The organism is Bacteroidia bacterium (assembly GCA_023228875.1).
Classification (GTDB): domain Bacteria; phylum Bacteroidota; class Bacteroidia; order NS11-12g; family UBA955; genus JALOAG01.
This window is the reverse complement of the sequence record JALOAG010000005.1, coordinates 175879-194125: the sequence shown is the minus strand read 5'-3', so window position 1 is coordinate 194125 and position 18247 is coordinate 175879. Positions and strand designations below refer to the sequence as shown.

19 protein-coding genes are annotated in these 18247 nt (G+C 36.2%); 6 read left to right on the top strand and 13 right to left on the bottom strand.

Features of this window, described 5'->3' with window-relative positions; translation table 11 throughout:
* Window position 1: 1 nt before the first annotated feature.
* The 7 genes from M0R38_07450 to M0R38_07420 all read right to left on the bottom strand — a co-directional run bounded on the left by M0R38_07450 (window position 2) and on the right by M0R38_07420 (window position 5790).
* Complete coding sequence (locus tag M0R38_07450) at window positions 2–598, bottom strand: DNA-3-methyladenine glycosylase I (protein ID MCK9481577.1); 597 nt, start codon at window positions 596–598, stop codon at window positions 2–4.
* 5 nt (window positions 599–603) lie between these two features.
* A complete protein-coding gene (locus M0R38_07445; protein ID MCK9481576.1) occupies window positions 604–1260 on the bottom strand; it encodes a hypothetical protein in 657 nt (218 codons plus the stop codon).
* A 115-nt stretch (window positions 1261–1375) separates the two neighbouring features.
* Entirely contained in the window at window positions 1376–3061 is a 1686-nt protein-coding gene (locus M0R38_07440; GenBank protein ID MCK9481575.1) for a hypothetical protein, read from the bottom strand.
* Between the two features lie 3 nt (window positions 3062–3064).
* Complete coding sequence (locus M0R38_07435; GenBank protein MCK9481574.1) at window positions 3065–4180, bottom strand: Ldh family oxidoreductase; 1116 nt, start codon at window positions 4178–4180, stop codon at window positions 3065–3067.
* Entirely contained in the window at window positions 4152–4874 is a 723-nt protein-coding gene (locus M0R38_07430; protein MCK9481573.1) for a (Fe-S)-binding protein, read from the bottom strand. The genes M0R38_07435 and M0R38_07430 overlap by 29 nt, the downstream gene beginning before the upstream one ends.
* Window positions 4875–4940: 66 nt before the next feature.
* Window positions 4941–5285: an arsenate reductase (glutaredoxin) gene (gene arsC, locus M0R38_07425; GenBank protein MCK9481572.1), complete on the bottom strand. Its 345-nt coding sequence runs from the start codon at window positions 5283–5285 to the stop codon at window positions 4941–4943.
* A 10-nt stretch (window positions 5286–5295) separates the two neighbouring features.
* Window positions 5296–5790 (bottom strand): gamma carbonic anhydrase family protein, encoded by a 495-nt coding sequence (locus M0R38_07420; protein MCK9481571.1) that lies wholly within the window; start codon window positions 5788–5790, stop codon window positions 5296–5298.
* A 30-nt stretch (window positions 5791–5820) separates the two neighbouring features.
* On the opposite strand from M0R38_07420, the gene hutI reads away from it, so the two are divergent.
* Window positions 5821–7071 (top strand): imidazolonepropionase, encoded by a 1251-nt coding sequence (hutI, locus tag M0R38_07415; protein ID MCK9481570.1) that lies wholly within the window; start codon window positions 5821–5823, stop codon window positions 7069–7071.
* A 176-nt stretch (window positions 7072–7247) separates the two neighbouring features.
* On the opposite strand, the gene M0R38_07410 is transcribed toward hutI, so the two are convergent.
* The 6 genes from M0R38_07410 to M0R38_07385 form a co-directional block, all read right to left on the bottom strand.
* Window positions 7248–7688, bottom strand: coding sequence for a DUF4920 domain-containing protein (locus M0R38_07410; protein ID MCK9481569.1), 441 nt, complete (start codon window positions 7686–7688; stop codon window positions 7248–7250).
* Between the two features lies 1 nt (window position 7689).
* Window positions 7690–9120, bottom strand: coding sequence for a class II fumarate hydratase (gene fumC, locus M0R38_07405; GenBank protein MCK9481568.1), 1431 nt, complete (start codon window positions 9118–9120; stop codon window positions 7690–7692).
* 20 nt (window positions 9121–9140) lie between these two features.
* The gene (locus tag M0R38_07400) at window positions 9141–10412 is read right to left on the bottom strand and encodes an adenylosuccinate synthase (protein MCK9481567.1); all 1272 of its coding nucleotides are present in this window, start codon (window positions 10410–10412) and stop codon (window positions 9141–9143) included.
* A 26-nt stretch (window positions 10413–10438) separates the two neighbouring features.
* The gene (locus M0R38_07395; GenBank protein ID MCK9481566.1) at window positions 10439–10963 is read right to left on the bottom strand and encodes a transcriptional repressor; all 525 of its coding nucleotides are present in this window, start codon (window positions 10961–10963) and stop codon (window positions 10439–10441) included.
* 101 nt (window positions 10964–11064) lie between these two features.
* Entirely contained in the window at window positions 11065–11451 is a 387-nt protein-coding gene (locus tag M0R38_07390) for a DUF1634 domain-containing protein (protein ID MCK9481565.1), read from the bottom strand.
* 5 nt (window positions 11452–11456) lie between these two features.
* Entirely contained in the window at window positions 11457–12305 is an 849-nt protein-coding gene (locus M0R38_07385) for a sulfite exporter TauE/SafE family protein (protein ID MCK9481564.1), read from the bottom strand.
* Between the two features lie 274 nt (window positions 12306–12579).
* Between M0R38_07385 and M0R38_07380 the strand changes: the two genes are divergently transcribed.
* The 5 genes from M0R38_07380 (at window position 12580) to M0R38_07360 (ending at window position 18246) form a co-directional block, all read left to right on the top strand.
* Entirely contained in the window at window positions 12580–13113 is a 534-nt protein-coding gene (locus M0R38_07380) for a hypothetical protein (protein MCK9481563.1), read from the top strand.
* Between the two features lie 10 nt (window positions 13114–13123).
* The gene (locus tag M0R38_07375) at window positions 13124–14668 is read left to right on the top strand and encodes a methylmalonyl-CoA mutase family protein (protein ID MCK9481562.1); all 1545 of its coding nucleotides are present in this window, start codon (window positions 13124–13126) and stop codon (window positions 14666–14668) included.
* Between the two features lie 224 nt (window positions 14669–14892).
* Window positions 14893–16335 (top strand): chromosomal replication initiator protein DnaA, encoded by a 1443-nt coding sequence (gene dnaA, locus M0R38_07370; GenBank protein MCK9481561.1) that lies wholly within the window; start codon window positions 14893–14895, stop codon window positions 16333–16335.
* Window positions 16336–16357: 22 nt separating this feature from the next.
* Window positions 16358–17272 carry a phosphatase gene (locus M0R38_07365; GenBank protein MCK9481560.1) on the top strand — a complete coding sequence of 305 codons (915 nt, stop codon included), beginning with the start codon at window positions 16358–16360 and terminating at the stop codon, window positions 17270–17272.
* The gene (locus tag M0R38_07360) at window positions 17269–18246 is read left to right on the top strand and encodes a lipoate--protein ligase family protein (GenBank protein ID MCK9481559.1); all 978 of its coding nucleotides are present in this window, start codon (window positions 17269–17271) and stop codon (window positions 18244–18246) included. The genes M0R38_07365 and M0R38_07360 overlap by 4 nt, the downstream gene beginning before the upstream one ends.
* The last annotated feature ends 1 nt before the right edge of the window (window position 18247 follow it).

The following is an 18247-nucleotide window of genomic DNA, read 5'->3' as shown; positions in this document are numbered from 1 at the left end:
ACTAAAATACCGGCTTTTCTCCATATTTATTCTGTATTTCGTTATAACGCGGGCAGTGCACCAAATGGTCATTGATTAATCCCATTGCCTGCAGATAGGAATACATAATTGTGCTGCCAAGAAATTTAAAACCAAGTTGCTTCATATCCTTGGCAATTTTATCAGATAAAATTGTGCGGAACGGCACTTCAGCCATTGTTTTCCAACGATTCTGAATAGGTTGATTATTCACATAGTGCCAAATATACTGTGCAAATGAGCCATATTGTTCTTGGACTTTTATAAAACACGTGGCATTGTGTATAGATGATTCTATTTTCAACCTATTTCTAATGATTGCTGAATTCATTAGCAGTTCTTGTACGTGGGTATTGGTAAATTCAGATACAATGACCGGATCAAAGTCGGCATAAGCCTTGCGATATCCTTCTCTTCTTTTCAAAATGGTTGCCCAGCTGAGTCCGGCTTGAGCACTTTCTAACACAAGAAATTCAAATAGCTTTTTATCATGGGTACAAGGAACTCCCCATTCATTATTATGATAATCTACATAACTATCAAAGCCCAAACACCAAGGACAAAGTAGTTGTTTGTCCATTGAGATTATTTTTTCTGTTTTTGCAAATCTTCCAAGAATTGTTTTTGTTTGTCAATCTCAGAAGCAATAGACTCATATTTATTCTTGTTCTTGCCTATCTTCTTATTCAGCTTATCTATCTTTTTAGAATACTTGCGCTCCTTTTTCATTTTTTTCTTGTAGTCCTTTTCTAAATCATTAATCTTTTTCTCTTGAGCTACAATTTTCGCATTGAGCTGATATGCCTCAATTTCCTTTTGAAATTCAGATGCAAACATTGACAAAGATGCCAATACTTTAGGTTCGGTACTTGAGCTGACAAAATTATCGTAGCCCATCGACACCAGAATTATCAAAGTTGATTTCTTTTTATTGCCTTCTACTTTGTAATAAATATCCCCTTTGTCAAAAGGCATAATGCTCCACGAAGCAGCTATATATTGAACAAAACCTTCTGCTTTTGACTTTTTACCATTAATATTTTTTCCAAAATAACTTTCAGCAACTTGTTGTAGGTCAGCTTTTGACACATCATATTCAATTGAATATGATGCTACATCTTGCTTATTAAATGACAACTTGGTTTCATTGACTCTCTGAGCAAAGACTTGGTTGATGCTCATACTGAACATCCACAGTAAAATTACACTTGATATTTTCTTTAACATGATTGAATCTCTCATAATATGCTGCAAAATTAGCTTGATTAAAGGCTATTATAAAGTCCTGATTACAATACATATACACAAGTAATCAGCAATAAATTGTGTGATACAAGCGATTATCAATCGCCAAAGACTAATAATACATCAATCTCGTTTCAGAATCTATATTCCATCTGAACCCTACTTGAAACCATTTCGTATTTGGGTATCTGTCATTTTGATCATACAACTTGTAATACATACGGGCATCAATAAAGAAATTGTGTTGAAGCATATACGAAATATTCAAATCAAAAATTCCTGCGCCTATACCTTTTCCCTGCGCGATTGTATTGCCATAATCCTGTACTTTAGTAGAGTAATCTCGTAAAATATTTCCACCATAGTTTAATCCATTGAGTGTGAAGTCTTCTCCTTTCAGAAATTCAATAAAAGTAAATTCTGCTCTTAACCTTTTTAATGGTTGGGCAGAAATCTTAAAAATGATTTCTTTGAAATTAGCTCCCAACGGATGTGCAATTGCTTGTCCAAAATTTGCCCAGTTGCCACCGCTTCTAAAATGGCTGTATGTAAAAGGGCGAACCACATTTAATTCCGCTTGCCAATCTATATTTGGTAAGCCAAAAACATTCATGTACTTCGCTCCGACTTGCAATGCATATTTGTTTGCCCACCAACCATTTTGTGCCTTGAGCTCCTTTAGCATAAATTCATCCAACACAAATTGACCGTAGAATTGAAATCTTTTAAGAAAATTCCATTTCCAATCTATTCCTATCAGCGCATTGTCTTGGCTACCTAACTGTTGTTCAATCGCTCTATAGAAAATAATCGGATTGAGATATGCAATATCATAGCGATCACTTTGTGTTGAATCTTGTCTGCCAAACATCACTGCTTCAAACAGCCCAATATTGACATTTTTAGCAATATTAATTCCTAATCTATGAAAAGTCCCAAATTTACGCCTGAGTAAACTTGCACCTGTAATAGGTGAAAAATCAGTAAATTGACCATAATAATTTTGATAATTTACAATACCGAGATTAGTATTGATTTGGAAAAATAAATTTGCCGGTGAAAAGTCCCCCAAGATGAGTGAACGCATTCCATTCCCCCAAAAAATCTTGTCTTGACCAAAACGCAAATTCACAAATTCGTTCACATCCCACCATACATAACCTCTTGCTTGGAAATAGTCATAACCCTGGGCTTTGAACCTTTTCCAAAAAGTTTGATTGGGCAAATATCCAAAGCTATCAGTGTAATAATTTACGTACTTTGGTAAAGAAACCTGATTATCTGTCGCAAATGAATAAAAACCAAAAGATTGTTTTTTACCAATAAACCCTTTCAACTCACCACCCCTTGTATTCCTGAATAAATACTTGGAATTATCCAACATATCCTTGCCAATACCCATTGCTAACACAGGATTGAAAGTTATCCTATAATTTTTATGGACATCATAGTAATCAAGTAAATAGGCTGGTGAAGCATAAAAATTATCCCAAAATGGTTTTCTGTTAAATCCGGGATATTCTGTTGCCCTACCGCAAGCCAAATCTTTTTTTAAATATTCATCGCGGTTGAAAATATCTTGTTTTGATAATACAGGAAATGTATCATGTGTTGCAAGTATGTGTTTACGTTGAACAAAACCCGCTGTTAACTGAGTGCCATCTACAAACTTTCCTGTAATAATTTCATAACGGTCTGCCAGATTCATCATCCAATGACCTGCCGGTATTACATTATCTTGTGCTTGCAATCCGCAAGTAACTAACCATGATATGATGAACAAATAGAAATATCTCATGTTTTAAAAATGGTTGAAAATATCAGTGGTGATAGCCAATTTACCTGCTAAGTCTTTCATTTCCTTTCCAACAAGCGGATTAAGAGGTATGCCCTGCTCAATGCGTGTTGCTTCACATAGAAATTCAGGTTCACCGTGAATCATCAGTGGAGTATGTTTATCAATAGGTTGTGCATTTTTTATTTGAGTTGACCAAAGTTTCATTCTTTCATAAAAATGTTCCGGCTCAATAAATGCACTAATATCCATTGCTCCCATAAAGTGCCCAATACCTTTACCGGGCAAATTTTGAGCAACATTTAAAAACGAAACAAAAGGAGGCACAAAGGTGCTAAAGTTGGCTCCGGTCAATACACCTGTGAGGATATCAACCATTGCACCCAAGCCATATCCTTTATGTACCCCATGCTCAGCATCAATTCCAAGAGGTATTAATGCACCACCCTCTTTTAGAACATTCGGATTCTGCGAACTCATTCCATTCTTATCTTTTGCCCAACCTTGGGGAATGTCGAGCTGCTCTCTACCTGCAATTTCAAGTTTCCCATTGGCTGCGGCACTCGTTGCCATATCCAATAAAAATGGTCTTCCTGTGTCTGATAAGGGATTAGGAACCGCAACAGATATTGGATTAGTGCCAAAAAGTCTTTGCACTGTTCCATCCGGTGCTACCAATGGACTTGCATTAGTCATTGCCCATCCTATCATTCCATGTTGTGTAGCTAATTCACTATGCGCACCGGCAATTCCAAAATGATTTGAATTAGATATTCCAATAAATGCAACACCCGTTTGCTTGGCTTTTTCTATTGCTTTCTGCATGGCAACTTGTGCTGATACCAAACCAATACTGCCATCTGCATCAAGCGTACCTGCCGAAAGTCTGTCTGTTATCCAATTGAACTTTGGGTTTGGGTTCAAGCGTCCTGCATCAATCAATCGTAAATACCCTGTCAACCTTGCTACACCATGAGAGTCAATTCCTCTCAAGTCGGCTTTACACAAAATTTCTGCTGATAGTTTTGCATGTTCTTGAGTAAATCCATAATGATGAAAAACTTTATAGACAAAGTCTTTGAGTAATGGATAACTAATTGCTCGTGGAGTGGAGTTGTTCATAAAGAATATCAAATAAATGTCGGGTTTGCAATTGAATATGTGCATTTTCAAGCACTGATTCTGTGAAAGCAAGTGAGAACTCATCTGTAAAAGTCAAACTATCCACTTGGTGTTCCTTTGCAAATGAACAATATTCCAACACTGTGTCTTTAGCTAATTTGTTATTAAATCTATTGAAACCGCTACCGGCACCCGAACAACAATATCCGGAATCTTTTACAAGCCAATTACTTTCAGCTTTATGATAATTTGTAATCCGCTGAAGGCTTGCCAAATTAGAAAGATTATCAATCACTAAAACACTTTTCTCTTTTGGAGTAATAACTATTTCATGTGCTGCAATGAGCTCATACATATCTGCAACATCTGTTAAAACCTTTTGACACAAATTATGAGAAATGGAATTATGAAACAAATTTGGATATGAATTCTGAATTGTATGATGACACAGAGGGGATAAAGATAAAATCTTATGATCTCTTTTACCTGTTTGAAAATCAAAGAGTAATTTCTGTGCCAGTTCTTTGGCACCATGCTTATCTCCATTGATTAAATAGGGATAGCCACAACAAGCCTGATTTTCAACAATATTCACAGTATAACCCAGTTTCTTAAATATCTTCACGCCTCTTTCTGCTGTTTGAGGATAGAGATGATTTAACACACAAGGAATAAAAATGGATAGTTCAGACATGCCAACTAAATGATGTTGCAAATGAAAAGAATTTATACGTCTTTAGAAACTCAAAGGCGCAAAGAATTATCCCAAATCAATCACCTTTTGTAAAGGTCGTCCTATTTCGGCTTTATTTCCTTTAATCACAATGGGACGTTCAATTAATATGGGATTTTCATGCATCACCTTTATCCATTGCTCATTAGAATATTGTTTATCGGCATATTTCTCTTTAAATATCGGCTCATTTTTACGAATTAAATCTATAGCTGGAATCTTGAGCATTGCCAATAATTCAGTAAGCTCTTGAATGTCGGGTGCATCTTTTAAATACTCCTTGATTTCTATTTCCACTCCTTTCTCTTGGAGGTAACATAAAGATTCTCTACTTTTAGAACAACGCGGATTGTGGTATATAATGTATTTCATTGTTTTTGGATTATAACTCAAGATAAACTTTTGATAAATCAATATAATTCTGTGCGTTTTGTCTTATTCTGGCTTTGATAGATTCATCATACGTTTTTACAACTTTGCCAGGCACCCCCAAAACCAATGAAAAGGGCGGAATCTTGGTTCCTTGTGCTATAACAGCACCTGCACCTATGATCGAAAACTCTCCAATTTCTACATCATTCAACACTGTTGCATGCATCCCTACCAAGACATTATTTGCAAGTTTTGCTCCATGCACAATAGCACCATGCCCTATAATACATTCATCACCAATAGCGCAAGGTGAGTTTTTGTCCACATGTATCACTGCATTATCTTGTATGTTAGTTTTGTTTCCTATCATGATGTCATCTACATCACCTCTTAATACTGCTCCGTACCAAATTGAGACCTCATCTCCAAGCACAACCCTGCCTATCACTCTAGCATTATCAGCTATAAAAACTTCTTTCCCTTTTTTGATAGGATTTCGTAACATTTGCACCGTAATCATGTGAGCAAAATTAAGATGAAATCTCTGATTAAAAATATCGGCACTTTATATGGTATCCAACCCTCTGGCAAACAACTTTTGTCCGGCAAAGAAATGATGGAAGTACACAGTCTTGCCAATGCATGGCTGAGTATTGAAGACAGCATTATAACAGATTTTGGCACATTAAAGACCTATCCCAACGAAACCTATTTTGATCAGATAATAGATGCAGCACAACAAACAGTCATACCGGGACTTATTGATTCTCATACACATATTATTTTCTCTAAAACACGTGAAGAGGAATTTAAAATGAAGATAAAAGGGAAATCATACGAGGAAATTGCTGCTGCAGGTGGTGGAATTCTTAATTCTGCAAATGCAATGCAAGCCGCCTCTAAAGAACAATTGAAACAAGATGCATTACAACGCATTAATGACTGTATTCAAACCGGTACTGTTGCTTTTGAAATCAAAAGCGGATATGGATTGACTACTGAGAGTGAAATCAAAATGCTTGAAGTCGCCACAGAGCTAAGGGATATGAATTTGATTCCAATCAAAAGAACCTTGTTAGGAGCTCATGCCATTCCAACCGCGTACAAATCTGATCGCAAAGCCTACATAGAAAAAATTAAAAATGAATTAATCCCTCGTGTTGCACAAAGGAAACTCGCTGATTACATTGATGTCTTTTGTGATAAAGGGTTTTTTACACCTGACGAAACTTCGGAAATCCTCAAGACTGGAAGCCAATTTGGATTAAAAGCCAAAATTCATGCAAACCAATTGGCTACCTCCGGAGGTGTTCAAGTTGGTGTAGCATGTAATGCCATTTCAGTGGATCATTTGGAAAATATTGGCAATGAAGAAATAGAAACATTACACAAATCAAACACATTGCCTGTTTCATTACCGGGATGCTCTTACTATTTAAACATGCCTTTTACGCCCTCTCGCTCTATTATTGATGCAGGATTACCATTGGTTTTAGCATCTGACTTTAATCCAGGTTCATGTCCTTCAGGAAATTTGTTATTTGTTTGGAGTTTAGCGTGTACCAAAATGAAGTTATTACCGGAAGAAGCATTCAACGCATTAACCATAAACGCTGCAGCAGCAATTGAACTATCTGATCATTATGGTAGCATAACAAAAGGCAAAAAAGCATCCTTGCTTTTCTTTAGGACAGGTACAACTTTGACCCATATTCCATATCACTTTGCGATGTCAAGACCGGCTAAGGTCATGCTAGAAGGTCAATTCTTCAACGCAGAAAATTAATCCAAGCAGACATCCTACACCTCTTCATTGCGAGAGCATCGCCCGAAGCAATCCGGAAAAACTATTATGATACAAACATAAAAATGTATAAGGAATAACTAAAAATTAGGGCTAAGTATCCACCCTATAAATCCAATTACAATTTTACCCTGTCAACCCTGAGTAACAACGATTGGTTACTCTACAATAATACCGGTTGCTTCAATGCTAATATTATCAATCCAATCTAAATCCTCTGCATCTTCACCATTGGCAATCTCAATCTCTTTTTGCTTTTCTACTGACAGAGCCTTGCCTTTTGCAATAGCTGTTTTACCAACAACATCTTGAGGCAAACTAAAAGATTCATTAATCGTGTTGATATAGATTTGTTCGCCATCTTTGGTTGTAAAAGTAATCCAACAACCTGAATGTTTGCATACTGCAGAAATGCTGCCTTTTACTTCCACTTCCATTGACTCTTTGCCATTCATTTGTTGAAGGACTTCATCAATTGAAATCGGATTAGCAGGAGTGAATGATTCACCATAGGTTCCGCCTTTAGTAGTTCCACCACAAGATGCAATAGCAACAACTATCCCTACCAACAATACATTTACAAGAGTTTTCCTTATCATATTAATCAAATTTAATAGAATCATTCAAATCCCCAATCATGCTTTCGGGTTTCACCCATTCGTCAAATTGTTCGTTGGTCAAAAGACCCAATTCGATAGCTGCTTTACGCAAACTGGTATTCTCAGCATAAGCTTTTTTAGCAATTTTAGCAGCATTGTCATATCCGATGTGCGTATTAAGTGCAGTAACTAACATGAGCGAATTTTCAAGTTTATGTTTAATTTCAGGATAATTAGGCTCCACCCCAACCATGCAATGATCATTGAATGAAAGGCATGCCTCTCCGAGCAATCTTGCAGAATCAAGTAGATTAACTGCCATCAATGGTTTAAATACATTGAGTTGAAATTGTCCGTTTGAACCGGCTATTGAAACCGCTACATCATTTCCCATAATTTGAGCACACACCATCGTAAGTGCCTCCACCTGTGTCGGATTCACTTTTCCCGGCATAATGGAAGAACCGGGTTCATTAGCTGGTATTAGTATCTCTCCTATTCCGCTACGCGGACCTGAGCTAGACAAGCGAATATCATTGGCAATTTTCATACATGCCACTGCAACCCGTTTCAAAGAGCCATGTAGCTCAACTAGAGCATCATGAGCAGAAAGTGCTTCAAATTTATTAGGAGCAGACAATATAGGCAAGTCTGTCAGTGCTGCGATATGTTTTGCTACTAATTGAGCATATCCTTTTGGAGTATTAATTCCTGTCCCCACAGCAGTACCACCTAGCGCAATTTCAGCAACATCTTTCAATGAATGTTCTATTGATTTTAGTCCGTTTTCCAATTGTTGTCTGTAACCTGAAAACTCTTGTCCTACTGTCACCGGTGTTGCATCCATCATGTGAGTGCGACCATTCTTTATCACATTGGCAAATTCTCTTGATTTGTGTTTAATGGTAGTTTTCAATGCTTGCATACCCGGCAAGGTATAATCAATTACTTGTTTATAAACCGCTATAGACATAGCAGTTGGAAATGTATCATTGGAACTTTGAGATTTGTTTACATCATCATTGGGATGCAAGAATTTCTTTTCATCTGTAAGTTTACCGCCTTTGAGTACATGTCCTCGGTTGGCGATCACTTCATTAACATTCATGTTAGACTGTGTACCGGAACCTGTTTGCCAAATCACAAGCGGGAACTGATCATCCAACTTTCCTGCAAGTATCTCATCACAAACTTGACCTATCAAATCACACTTCTCTTTATTTAACACTCCTAATTCATAATTAGCCAATGCTGCTGCTTTTTTCAAATAGGCAAAAGCCCTAATAATTTCAACCGGCATTTTGTGCCTAGAACCTCCTATTTTAAAGTTCTCAAATGAACGCTCGGTTTGTGCTCCCCAATATACATGAGCAGGGACTTTGATTTCACCCATGCTGTCTTTCTCAATTCTGTATGCTGTACTATCTTTCATTTTAATATTATTTTTCTTTATTATTTATGATTCAAAATGGTCTGTTCCCTGTCAGGTCCTATAGAAATAATGGAAATTTCCACTCCGGTATAGTTTTCAATAAATGCTATGTAATCCAAAAATGTTTTAGGCAACTCTTCCATCGACTTACAAACACTAATATCTTCTTTCCAGCCTTCAAATTCTTTATAGACAGGCTCAATTGCAACATCACATAAGTTAGAAGGTACTCTATCTGTTTGTTTACCATCAATTTTGTAGTGTGTACACACTTGAATAACATCCATTCCGGAAAGTACGTCTGCTTTCATCATGATAAGTTTATTCACTCCGCTTAACATGATCGCATATTTCAATGCAACCAAATCTAACCAACCACAACGTCTTGGGCGACCTGTAGTTGCCCCGAATTCAAACCCCTTCTGCCGTAACTGTACACCAATTTCATTATCTAATTCAGTTGGAAAAGGTCCACTTCCAACACGTGTACAATAGGCTTTAAAAATACCCGATACATTTTTCACTTTTGAAGGTGCAACTCCCAATCCATTGCAAACTCCGCCTGAAATAGTATTTGAAGAAGTTACATAAGGATATGAGCCAAAATCAATATCGAGCATAGAGCCTTGCGCACCTTCCGCCAATATTTTCTTTCCTGTAATTGCCGCTTCATTTACCAAGTATTCTGTATCGTCAAATTGGAATTTTTTCAAGTATTCGATTGCAGTAAAAAACTCGTATTCTAAAGCAGACAAATCAAAATCAGTATAGCCATAATAGCCTATATACTTCAAATGCGTTTTCTTTAATTGCTCATAATGTTTGTTAAATTCTCGAGAGAATATTTCACCTAAAAACAAAGCTGTACGCCCGATTTTATCACGATATGCAGGAGTAATACCACGCAATGTAGAGCCTATTTTCTCTGCGCCTCTGGCAAATTCTGATGCAGCATCCAAAACCCTATGTGTAGGAAGTATAATTGTTGCTTTTTTACTAAACACTAGATTCTTCAAGGGATTACCCCCCATTGCTTCCACCTTAGCAATTTCTTCTTTGATACGAACCGGATCGACAACAACACCATTGCCAATGACATTGATACAATTTTCATGAAAGATACCTGAAGGGATAGTATTCAACACTACCTTTTTTTGGTTAAATGCAAGGCTATGTCCCGCATTAGGACCTCCCTGAAATCGTGCAACAACATCATATCTAGGAGTAAGAAAATCAGCTATTTTACCTTTTCCTTCATCTCCCCATTGTAATCCTAATACTACGTCAATCATTATTCTATACTGTCTGTGTTTATTTTTTAATTTGAATCAGGCATATCAGGTGACACGACCTTATTGCAGTTTTGACATACTGAGTTTTCATCCAAAGGAGGATTGCCAAACAAATGCAAACTGTGATGTTTTACTTGAAAATTTAGCATCTCTCCCATCGTATTTTTAATCAATTGTATGCGAGGGTCGCAAAACTCAAAAACTTTGCTACAAGCAATGCAAATCAAATGATCGTGTTGCATTGACCCATAGGCTTGTTCATACATTGCGAGATTTTGTCCAAACTGATGTCTTTTAACCAAGCCTGCTTCCAACAACAAATCTAAAGTGTTATAAACAGTAGCGCGACTCACCCTGTATTTGCGATTTTTCATTTGGATGTAAAGCGTATCCACATCAAAGTGTTCTCTTTTAGAATAAATTTCATCCAAAATTGCATATCGTTCAGGGGTTTTACGATGTCCATTCTGTTCAAGAAATTCAGTGAAAATCTTACGCACTGTTTCCTTGAGTTCAATGATGTTCTTTGTCACTGCTTTTGTCTCAGACATAATGGTTGCAAAGTTAGAATAATTTAGGCTGAGAATAGTGTACATCTTACTCACATATTTATAATGTAAAGCATGATACAGCATAGAATCATAGCTCACATCTATCCTTTTGCTCCAATTAAAACGCTAACTAAAATTATGCATAATACAGCTATGGTAATTATTTGATAGAGTTTGTTCTTTTGTTTTTGATATGCAAAGTGCAGTAAAACAACCCTTAACAAAGGCGTTGACAGCATTAATAATACTCCAAGCATTGCAACATCACTTGCATTCAGATTTATCAATCCTTGAACCCATCGAATCATGTCAAAACCACTAGGTTCTGAATATTGCATCGACTTTAAACTATCTGATTGTACTGTATTAATGAAGTGTAATACTACCCCCACAACAGAAATCCAAAATGACATCCAAACACCCCACGATAGTGTTTTACTAATAAGCATTTCAATTGATTTACCGGATATTTTTTTTGATTCCATCATCACTTTTACAATTGCTTTACACTAAAATTTCCAACCATTCCATTATATATCATATAAAGCGCAATAATTGCAACCAAAACAGCAAATATTCGCTTTAACAAATGCACGTTTATGTGTTTTAAAATTTTTGCTCCTACAAAAGCACCTAATATTATCCCTATTAGAACAGGGGCAGCAAGCAGCGGTTCTACATACCCATTTGCAAAATAAAGAATAGCACTTGAAACTGCAGTTACTCCAATCATAAAGTTACTTGTAGTAGTTGAAACTTTAAACGGAAGTCTCATAACATTATCCATTGCTAACACCTTGAACACTCCTCCTCCAACACCTAACAAACCGGAAATAAATCCTGCGAGTGCCATGATCAAAGAACCGAATATCGGAAACCTTGAACCATAATTTATAGTCTTATCATCTTGAGTAAAAGCACCATAAAGTTGCAGCTTCTGTGTCAAAGAACCTTCAATTACATTCTCACGATGATCCGGCTGTTTCTTCGCTGTCAATATTGCAGTGATTAACAAAACCAACCCAAATACAATCCCCAAAACATCAACCGGTACATCCATCCAAATAATAATTACAGCCCCTAAGATTGCGCCTATTGACGTTGCAATTTGTAAAAACATTCCAACCTGAATATTTGTAAAACCCTCTTTTACATAAGTTGCCGCGGCTCCACTAGATGTTCCAATAACTGCAATCAAAGAAGTGGCTACTGCATATTTCATCGGAACACCAAACACCAGTGTCAATACCGGTACAATTACAATACCTCCTCCAAGACCCGTTAATGCACCTACCAACCCGGCAATACCGGAAATCAAAATCATTTCAAACATATCCCCCATGCAACAAATATCTATTGTTGCAAATGTATGCGATAATTTTTCTACTCAAAGACAGCATACCTCTGCTAGTATCAAAATCGCTCTCATTTTCAGTAATTTACAAGATATATAATGCAATATAATGTACCTGTTTTCACCAAATAAAAGTTATATACATCAGATTAAATCAACATTTAGTCAAGCAATAGATATGTAAAAGTGTTTTTTCAATCTTCTTTTGTTAATTCAGAATTCAGACTTTATCTTCGCCCACCTTAAATTATTATCAGAATAAATGGAATCAGTTTTACTCATCTTGCTTGAAATCATTAAGTTTGTATTACCTTCGGTCGTAGTAGCAGTAATAACTTATTTATTAATTAGCAAGTTAACTGATGACAGTCAAAAGAGATTAGAACTAGATATACGCAAATCCAATAGCGTGTCTTTTACACCTATTAAACTACAAGCCTATGAGCGATTAGTATTATTAGTGGAAAGAATTAGTCCGGCAACGCTGATACAAGAATACAACTCACCCGGACTGAGTGCACTTGAATTAAAAAACATTTTAATTATTGCAATCAACTCAGAGTTTTCTCACAATATTTCCCAACAGATTTATATTTCTAATCAGGCATGGGCAATGACAAAGTTGGTGAAGGAAGAAGTATTAGAGTTTATCATCAATACATACCAACACCTACCTAAAGATGCGAGTGGAATTGATTTGAGTAAAGCTATGATTGATGCCATGATTGCTAGCAATTTGCAACCTACACAAAAAGCAATTGACTTTCTAAAAGCAGAAATTAGACTATATTTTTAAGTTCATCTGTATGTCTGCTAAAACGATTATTAACGACTCCGGTATAGAAATTAAAACTGAGTACGAAGGAGGCGCAGAATCATCAGGCGAATTTCCTTACACGCGCGGTATAAGAAAAGCTCAATACAGAGGCAAACTTTGGACAATGCGCCAGTATGCTGGGTTTAGCACTGCTGAAGAATCAAACAAGCGATACCACTACCTATTAAATAAAGGGACAACCGGTTTATCGGTCGCTTTTGACCTACCCACTCAAATCGGATATGACTCAGACCATGAAATGAGTATGGGCGAAGTGGGTAAAGTAGGCGTTGCTATTGACTCTTTAAAAGATATGCAAGTGTTATTTGATGGTATAAAATTAGAAGACATTACCACGTCTATGACCATCAACGCAACAGCTTCTTCTTTGTTAGCAATGTATATCGCATTGGCAAAACAACAAGGAGCCAATCTTAAGAATATTTCAGGTACTATTCAAAATGATATACTCAAAGAATATGTAGCACGCGGTACTTATATTTATCCGCCCAAGCCGTCAATGAAGCTCATTACCGACATTTTTGAATATTGTAGTCAAGAAGTACCAAAATGGAACACAATCTCAATATCAGGATACCATATCAGAGAAGCGGGCTCTACTGCAGTTCAAGAGCTGGCATTTACATTAGCCAATGGAAAGGCGTATGTTAAAGCTGCAATTGAAAAAGGGTTAGATATAGATGTATTTGGTAAGCGACTCTCCTTCTTTTTTAATGCCCATAATGACTTTTTTCAAGAAGTTGCAAAATTTCGTACTGCAAGAAGAATGTGGGCAAAAATCATGAAAGACATGGGAGCGAAAGACCCACATGCCATGATGTTACGTTTTCACACCCAAACCGGAGGTTCCACCCTTACAGCTCAACAACCCGAAAATAACATTATCCGTGTTGCAATACAAGCGATGAGCGCAGTTTGTGGCGGAACTCAGTCACTCCACACCAATGGATATGACGAGGCACTTTCGTTACCAACAGAAAAAGCTGCTTCACTTGCTCTACGTACGCAACAGATTATAGCACATGAGAGCGGTGCTGCGCTTACAGATGACCCACTTGGCGGTTCATATTATATTGAATACTTAACCGACAAAATGGAAGCCGAAGTTTCCAAATTGCTCCGCACAATAGACAGTATGGGAGGTGCAGTCTCTGCTATTGAGCAAGGATTTATGCAACAAGAAATTGCAAATAGCGCATACAAATACCAAAAATCAATTGAATCAGGTGAAAGGATTATTGTTGGAGTGAATAGTTTCATTGAAGAAGAAGCACAATCTGAATCAATTCTTAAAATTGATGACAGCATTAGACAAAGTCAGATAGAAAAATTAATCAGCCTCAAAAATAACAGAGACAACAAACAGGTTGAAATGTTATTGACTGATATAGAAAATGCTGCAAAAGAAAATCGCAACTTAATGCCATATATTTTAAATGCAGTTGAAGGTTTAGCCACATTAGGAGAAATCTCAGATAGTTTAAGAAAAATATTTGGTGAATATAAAGGATAATTATGTTAGTTTAGCCCCCACAACAATTAACAATTGTTAGTTCTTTAATGTATAATAACGAAATAGGGAGTATTGCTATGCAAAAAAGAATAGTAAAATACAAGTCATATTTTTTTTGTTTGCATTAAAATTATTGACAATTTAGCAACCTCAATGAGGGGCGGCTCACCACAGAGCGAGAACGTTATACATCAAGGAAAAACAAGAAAAGGAGAAATAGAAATATGATAGAAGAACAACTAAATCACGAAGGAGTATGGAATAAGTGCTTAAAAATATTCAGAGATAATCTGAATGCACAAAGTTTCAAGACTTGGTTTGAGCCTATGGCTCCATTAAAACTAGAAAACAAAATATTAACTATACAGGTACCCAGCCAGTTTTTTTACGAATGGATTGAAGAAAACTACGTGGATATTTTACAAAAAACCTTGCGTAAGGTTTTAGGTCCTGGCGCAAAATTAGAATACAACATTATTGTTGAGAACTCTAGCACAAACAAAGCTCCCTATACCATTAACTTACCTACTTCAAAACACAATAAAAACACAGGCAATGAAGTTAACATGCCCCTTGATGCTATTGCCGAAATTAAAAATCCTTTTGTCATTCCGGGCATTAAACGCCTTAATATTAATAGCCAGCTTCAAAATCGTTACAACTTCGACAACTTTATAGAAGGTGAATGTAATCGTCTTGCACGCTCCGCAGGTTTTTCAATCGCTCAACAACCTGGAGAGACTGCTTTTAATCCTCTCATGATTTTTGGCGGCACCGGGCTTGGAAAAACACACCTTGTGCAAGCAATTGGAAATCAAATAAAATTGAACCATAAAAACAAGGTGGTACTCTATATTCAAACTGGGAAATTCACTAATCAATATATAGATGCTTGTAAAAACAATACAAACAACGATTTCATTAATTTTTACCAACAGATAGATGTGTTAATTGTTGATGATGTACATGAATTAGCCAAAAAGGAAAAAACCCAAGAAATTTTCTTTCAAATCTTCAACCACCTCCACCAAAACGGCAAACAAATTATTTTAACTTCTGATAGACCACCTAAAGATATTAAAGACGTTGACGAAAGGTTATTAAGTAGATTTAAGTGGGGTTTAAGTGCAGACATTGACACTCCTGACTTCGAAACGCGCATTGCTATTCTTGAAAATAAAATATACAATGAAGGTATTACGCTGAATGAGGAAGTAATTGAATATATTGCTCACAATCTTGATAATAATGTAAGAGAACTTGAAGGTGCCTTGATTTCTTTAATGGCGCAATCATCTCTTAACAGAAAGAAAATTGATCTTGATTTAACTAAGCAAGTAATGAAGAATTTAGTGAAGAATACGAGCAGGGAAATATCTATTGACTTTATCCAAAAAGTCGTTTGTGAATATTATAATATTGAAGTTGACACAGTAAAATCCAAAACAAGAAAGCGCGAAATTGTGCAAGCCAGACAGATTGCAATGTACTTTGCAAAGGATTTTACAAAAGCTTCACTCAAGAATATTGGCTCTCATTTTGGCGGAAGAGACCATTCAACTGTAATTCACGCTTGTCAAACTGTGAACGACCTTATGGACACCGACAAGAAATTCAGATATGATGTTGATGAACTCCAGAAGAGAATCAAAATCAATACTTTTTGATGTGACTAAAGTCAAATAGCTTGTGAAACTTGCAGCTATCGATATTGGTTCTAATGGAGTAAAATTCCTGATTGTAAGACCGCTTGAACTTAATAATCCTTTTAGCAAATTAAAAAAAATAGAGTTTTCTCGCCTACCGCTGAGATTAGGTGATGACGTTTTTAAAACTAAAGAAATAAGTAAAAAGAAAGCTGAATTGCTGACAAAGTCTATTAAAGCATTTGGGCTTTTAATGGATGTTTACAATGTTGATTATTATCGTGCTTGTGCTACAAGTGCTATGAGAGATGCGGAAAATGCAGAACAAATAATTGCAAAGATTAAAGAAGAGACCGAGCTTAAAATTGAAATCATTTCCGGGGTGCAAGAATCTCAATTAATTATTAAATCCTTCTTACACCTTTTAGAAAAAAAATCCGATTATATCCATATCGATGTAGGCGGTGGAAGTACTGAGATTTCGCATTTGCACAATAGAGAAGTCATTGTTACTAAAAGTTTTAATATTGGCGCTGTCAGAATGAGAGAGGGCAAGGTAAAACAAAAGGCTTGGGACGAACTTGAAGAATGGGCAAACAACTATTTTGCTAAAATGGGACGTGTCAAATCAATTGGTACCGGTGGAAGTATGACTAAATTATATGAATTAGCGGGTGTGAAAGAAGGCTCTTTTATGTCTTTAAGAAAACTCAAAAACATTAATAACAAGATTCATAAGTATAGTCAAGAGGAAAGAGTTTATAAACTTCAACTCAATCCTGACAGAGCAGAAGTAATTGATTTTGCCGGAGATATTTATATCAAAATTCTTCAAATTGTTAAATCCAACCAAATCATTGCCCCTGACTTTGGTCTAAAAGACGGCATTGTGCAGGACATGTGGGCTACATTTTTACACAATAAGAAATCACATAAATTGAACACCTTACCCAAGTGATTCTTTTCTATAATCCATATACAAATCCATTTTTTAACTTAGCAGCGGAGGAATTTCTACTGAACAATTTCCCCGAAGGCTTTGTTATGTTGTGGCAAAATGAAAATACAGTCGTTGTAGGTAAACATCAGAACGCATTAGCTGAAATAAATTTCAAATATGTTATTGACAACCACATTAAAGTTGCACGCAGAATCTCCGGTGGAGGAACGGTATTTCACGATGCAGGAAATTTAAACTTCACTATAGGGTTACCCATAATCAGTGAAACCAATATCATTGATTTCCGAAGATTTATTGACCCCGTTATTGAATATCTACAATCGCTCGGTGTAAATGCAGTACCAAGTGGGAGAAATGATATTATTGTAAACAACCTAAAAATCAGTGGCAATGCGGAACATCATTTTCGTAAGGAAAAACTAATTCTGCATCACGGAACACTTTTGTTTGATTCCAATTTACGTAATCTCGGTAAGGCTATCCAAACATCCCCTGACAAATACACTGACAAAGCAGTACAATCAGTAAGGAGTAAAGTTGTCAATATTAGAGAACTACTATTGAGGGACATGGGATTAACCGAATTCCGTCAAGGACTGGAACAACATCTAATTAAACACTTTAACATTACTGATATTAGAGGATTTACATGTGAAGAAACCGACCTAATTGAAGCAATTACAGTAACTAAATTTGAAAAAGATGAATGGAATTATGGTTATTCACCGGCATATTCTTTCCATTCAAATTTCGAATATCACAACAAGTCCGGCTCTATTCTGCTTGAAGTTGAGAGAGAGTCACGCATTACAAAAGCAGAAATTATGCATCCCGATTCTGATTTATTTACTCAATTATCTTCAATATTAGTTGGAAAGCGGCATTTTCCCAAAGTAATTGATAGCATTATAAAACATGTAACTAAAGACATTAGTATGGGTTACGCTGATCTAACTTTTAATTTCTTTTAAC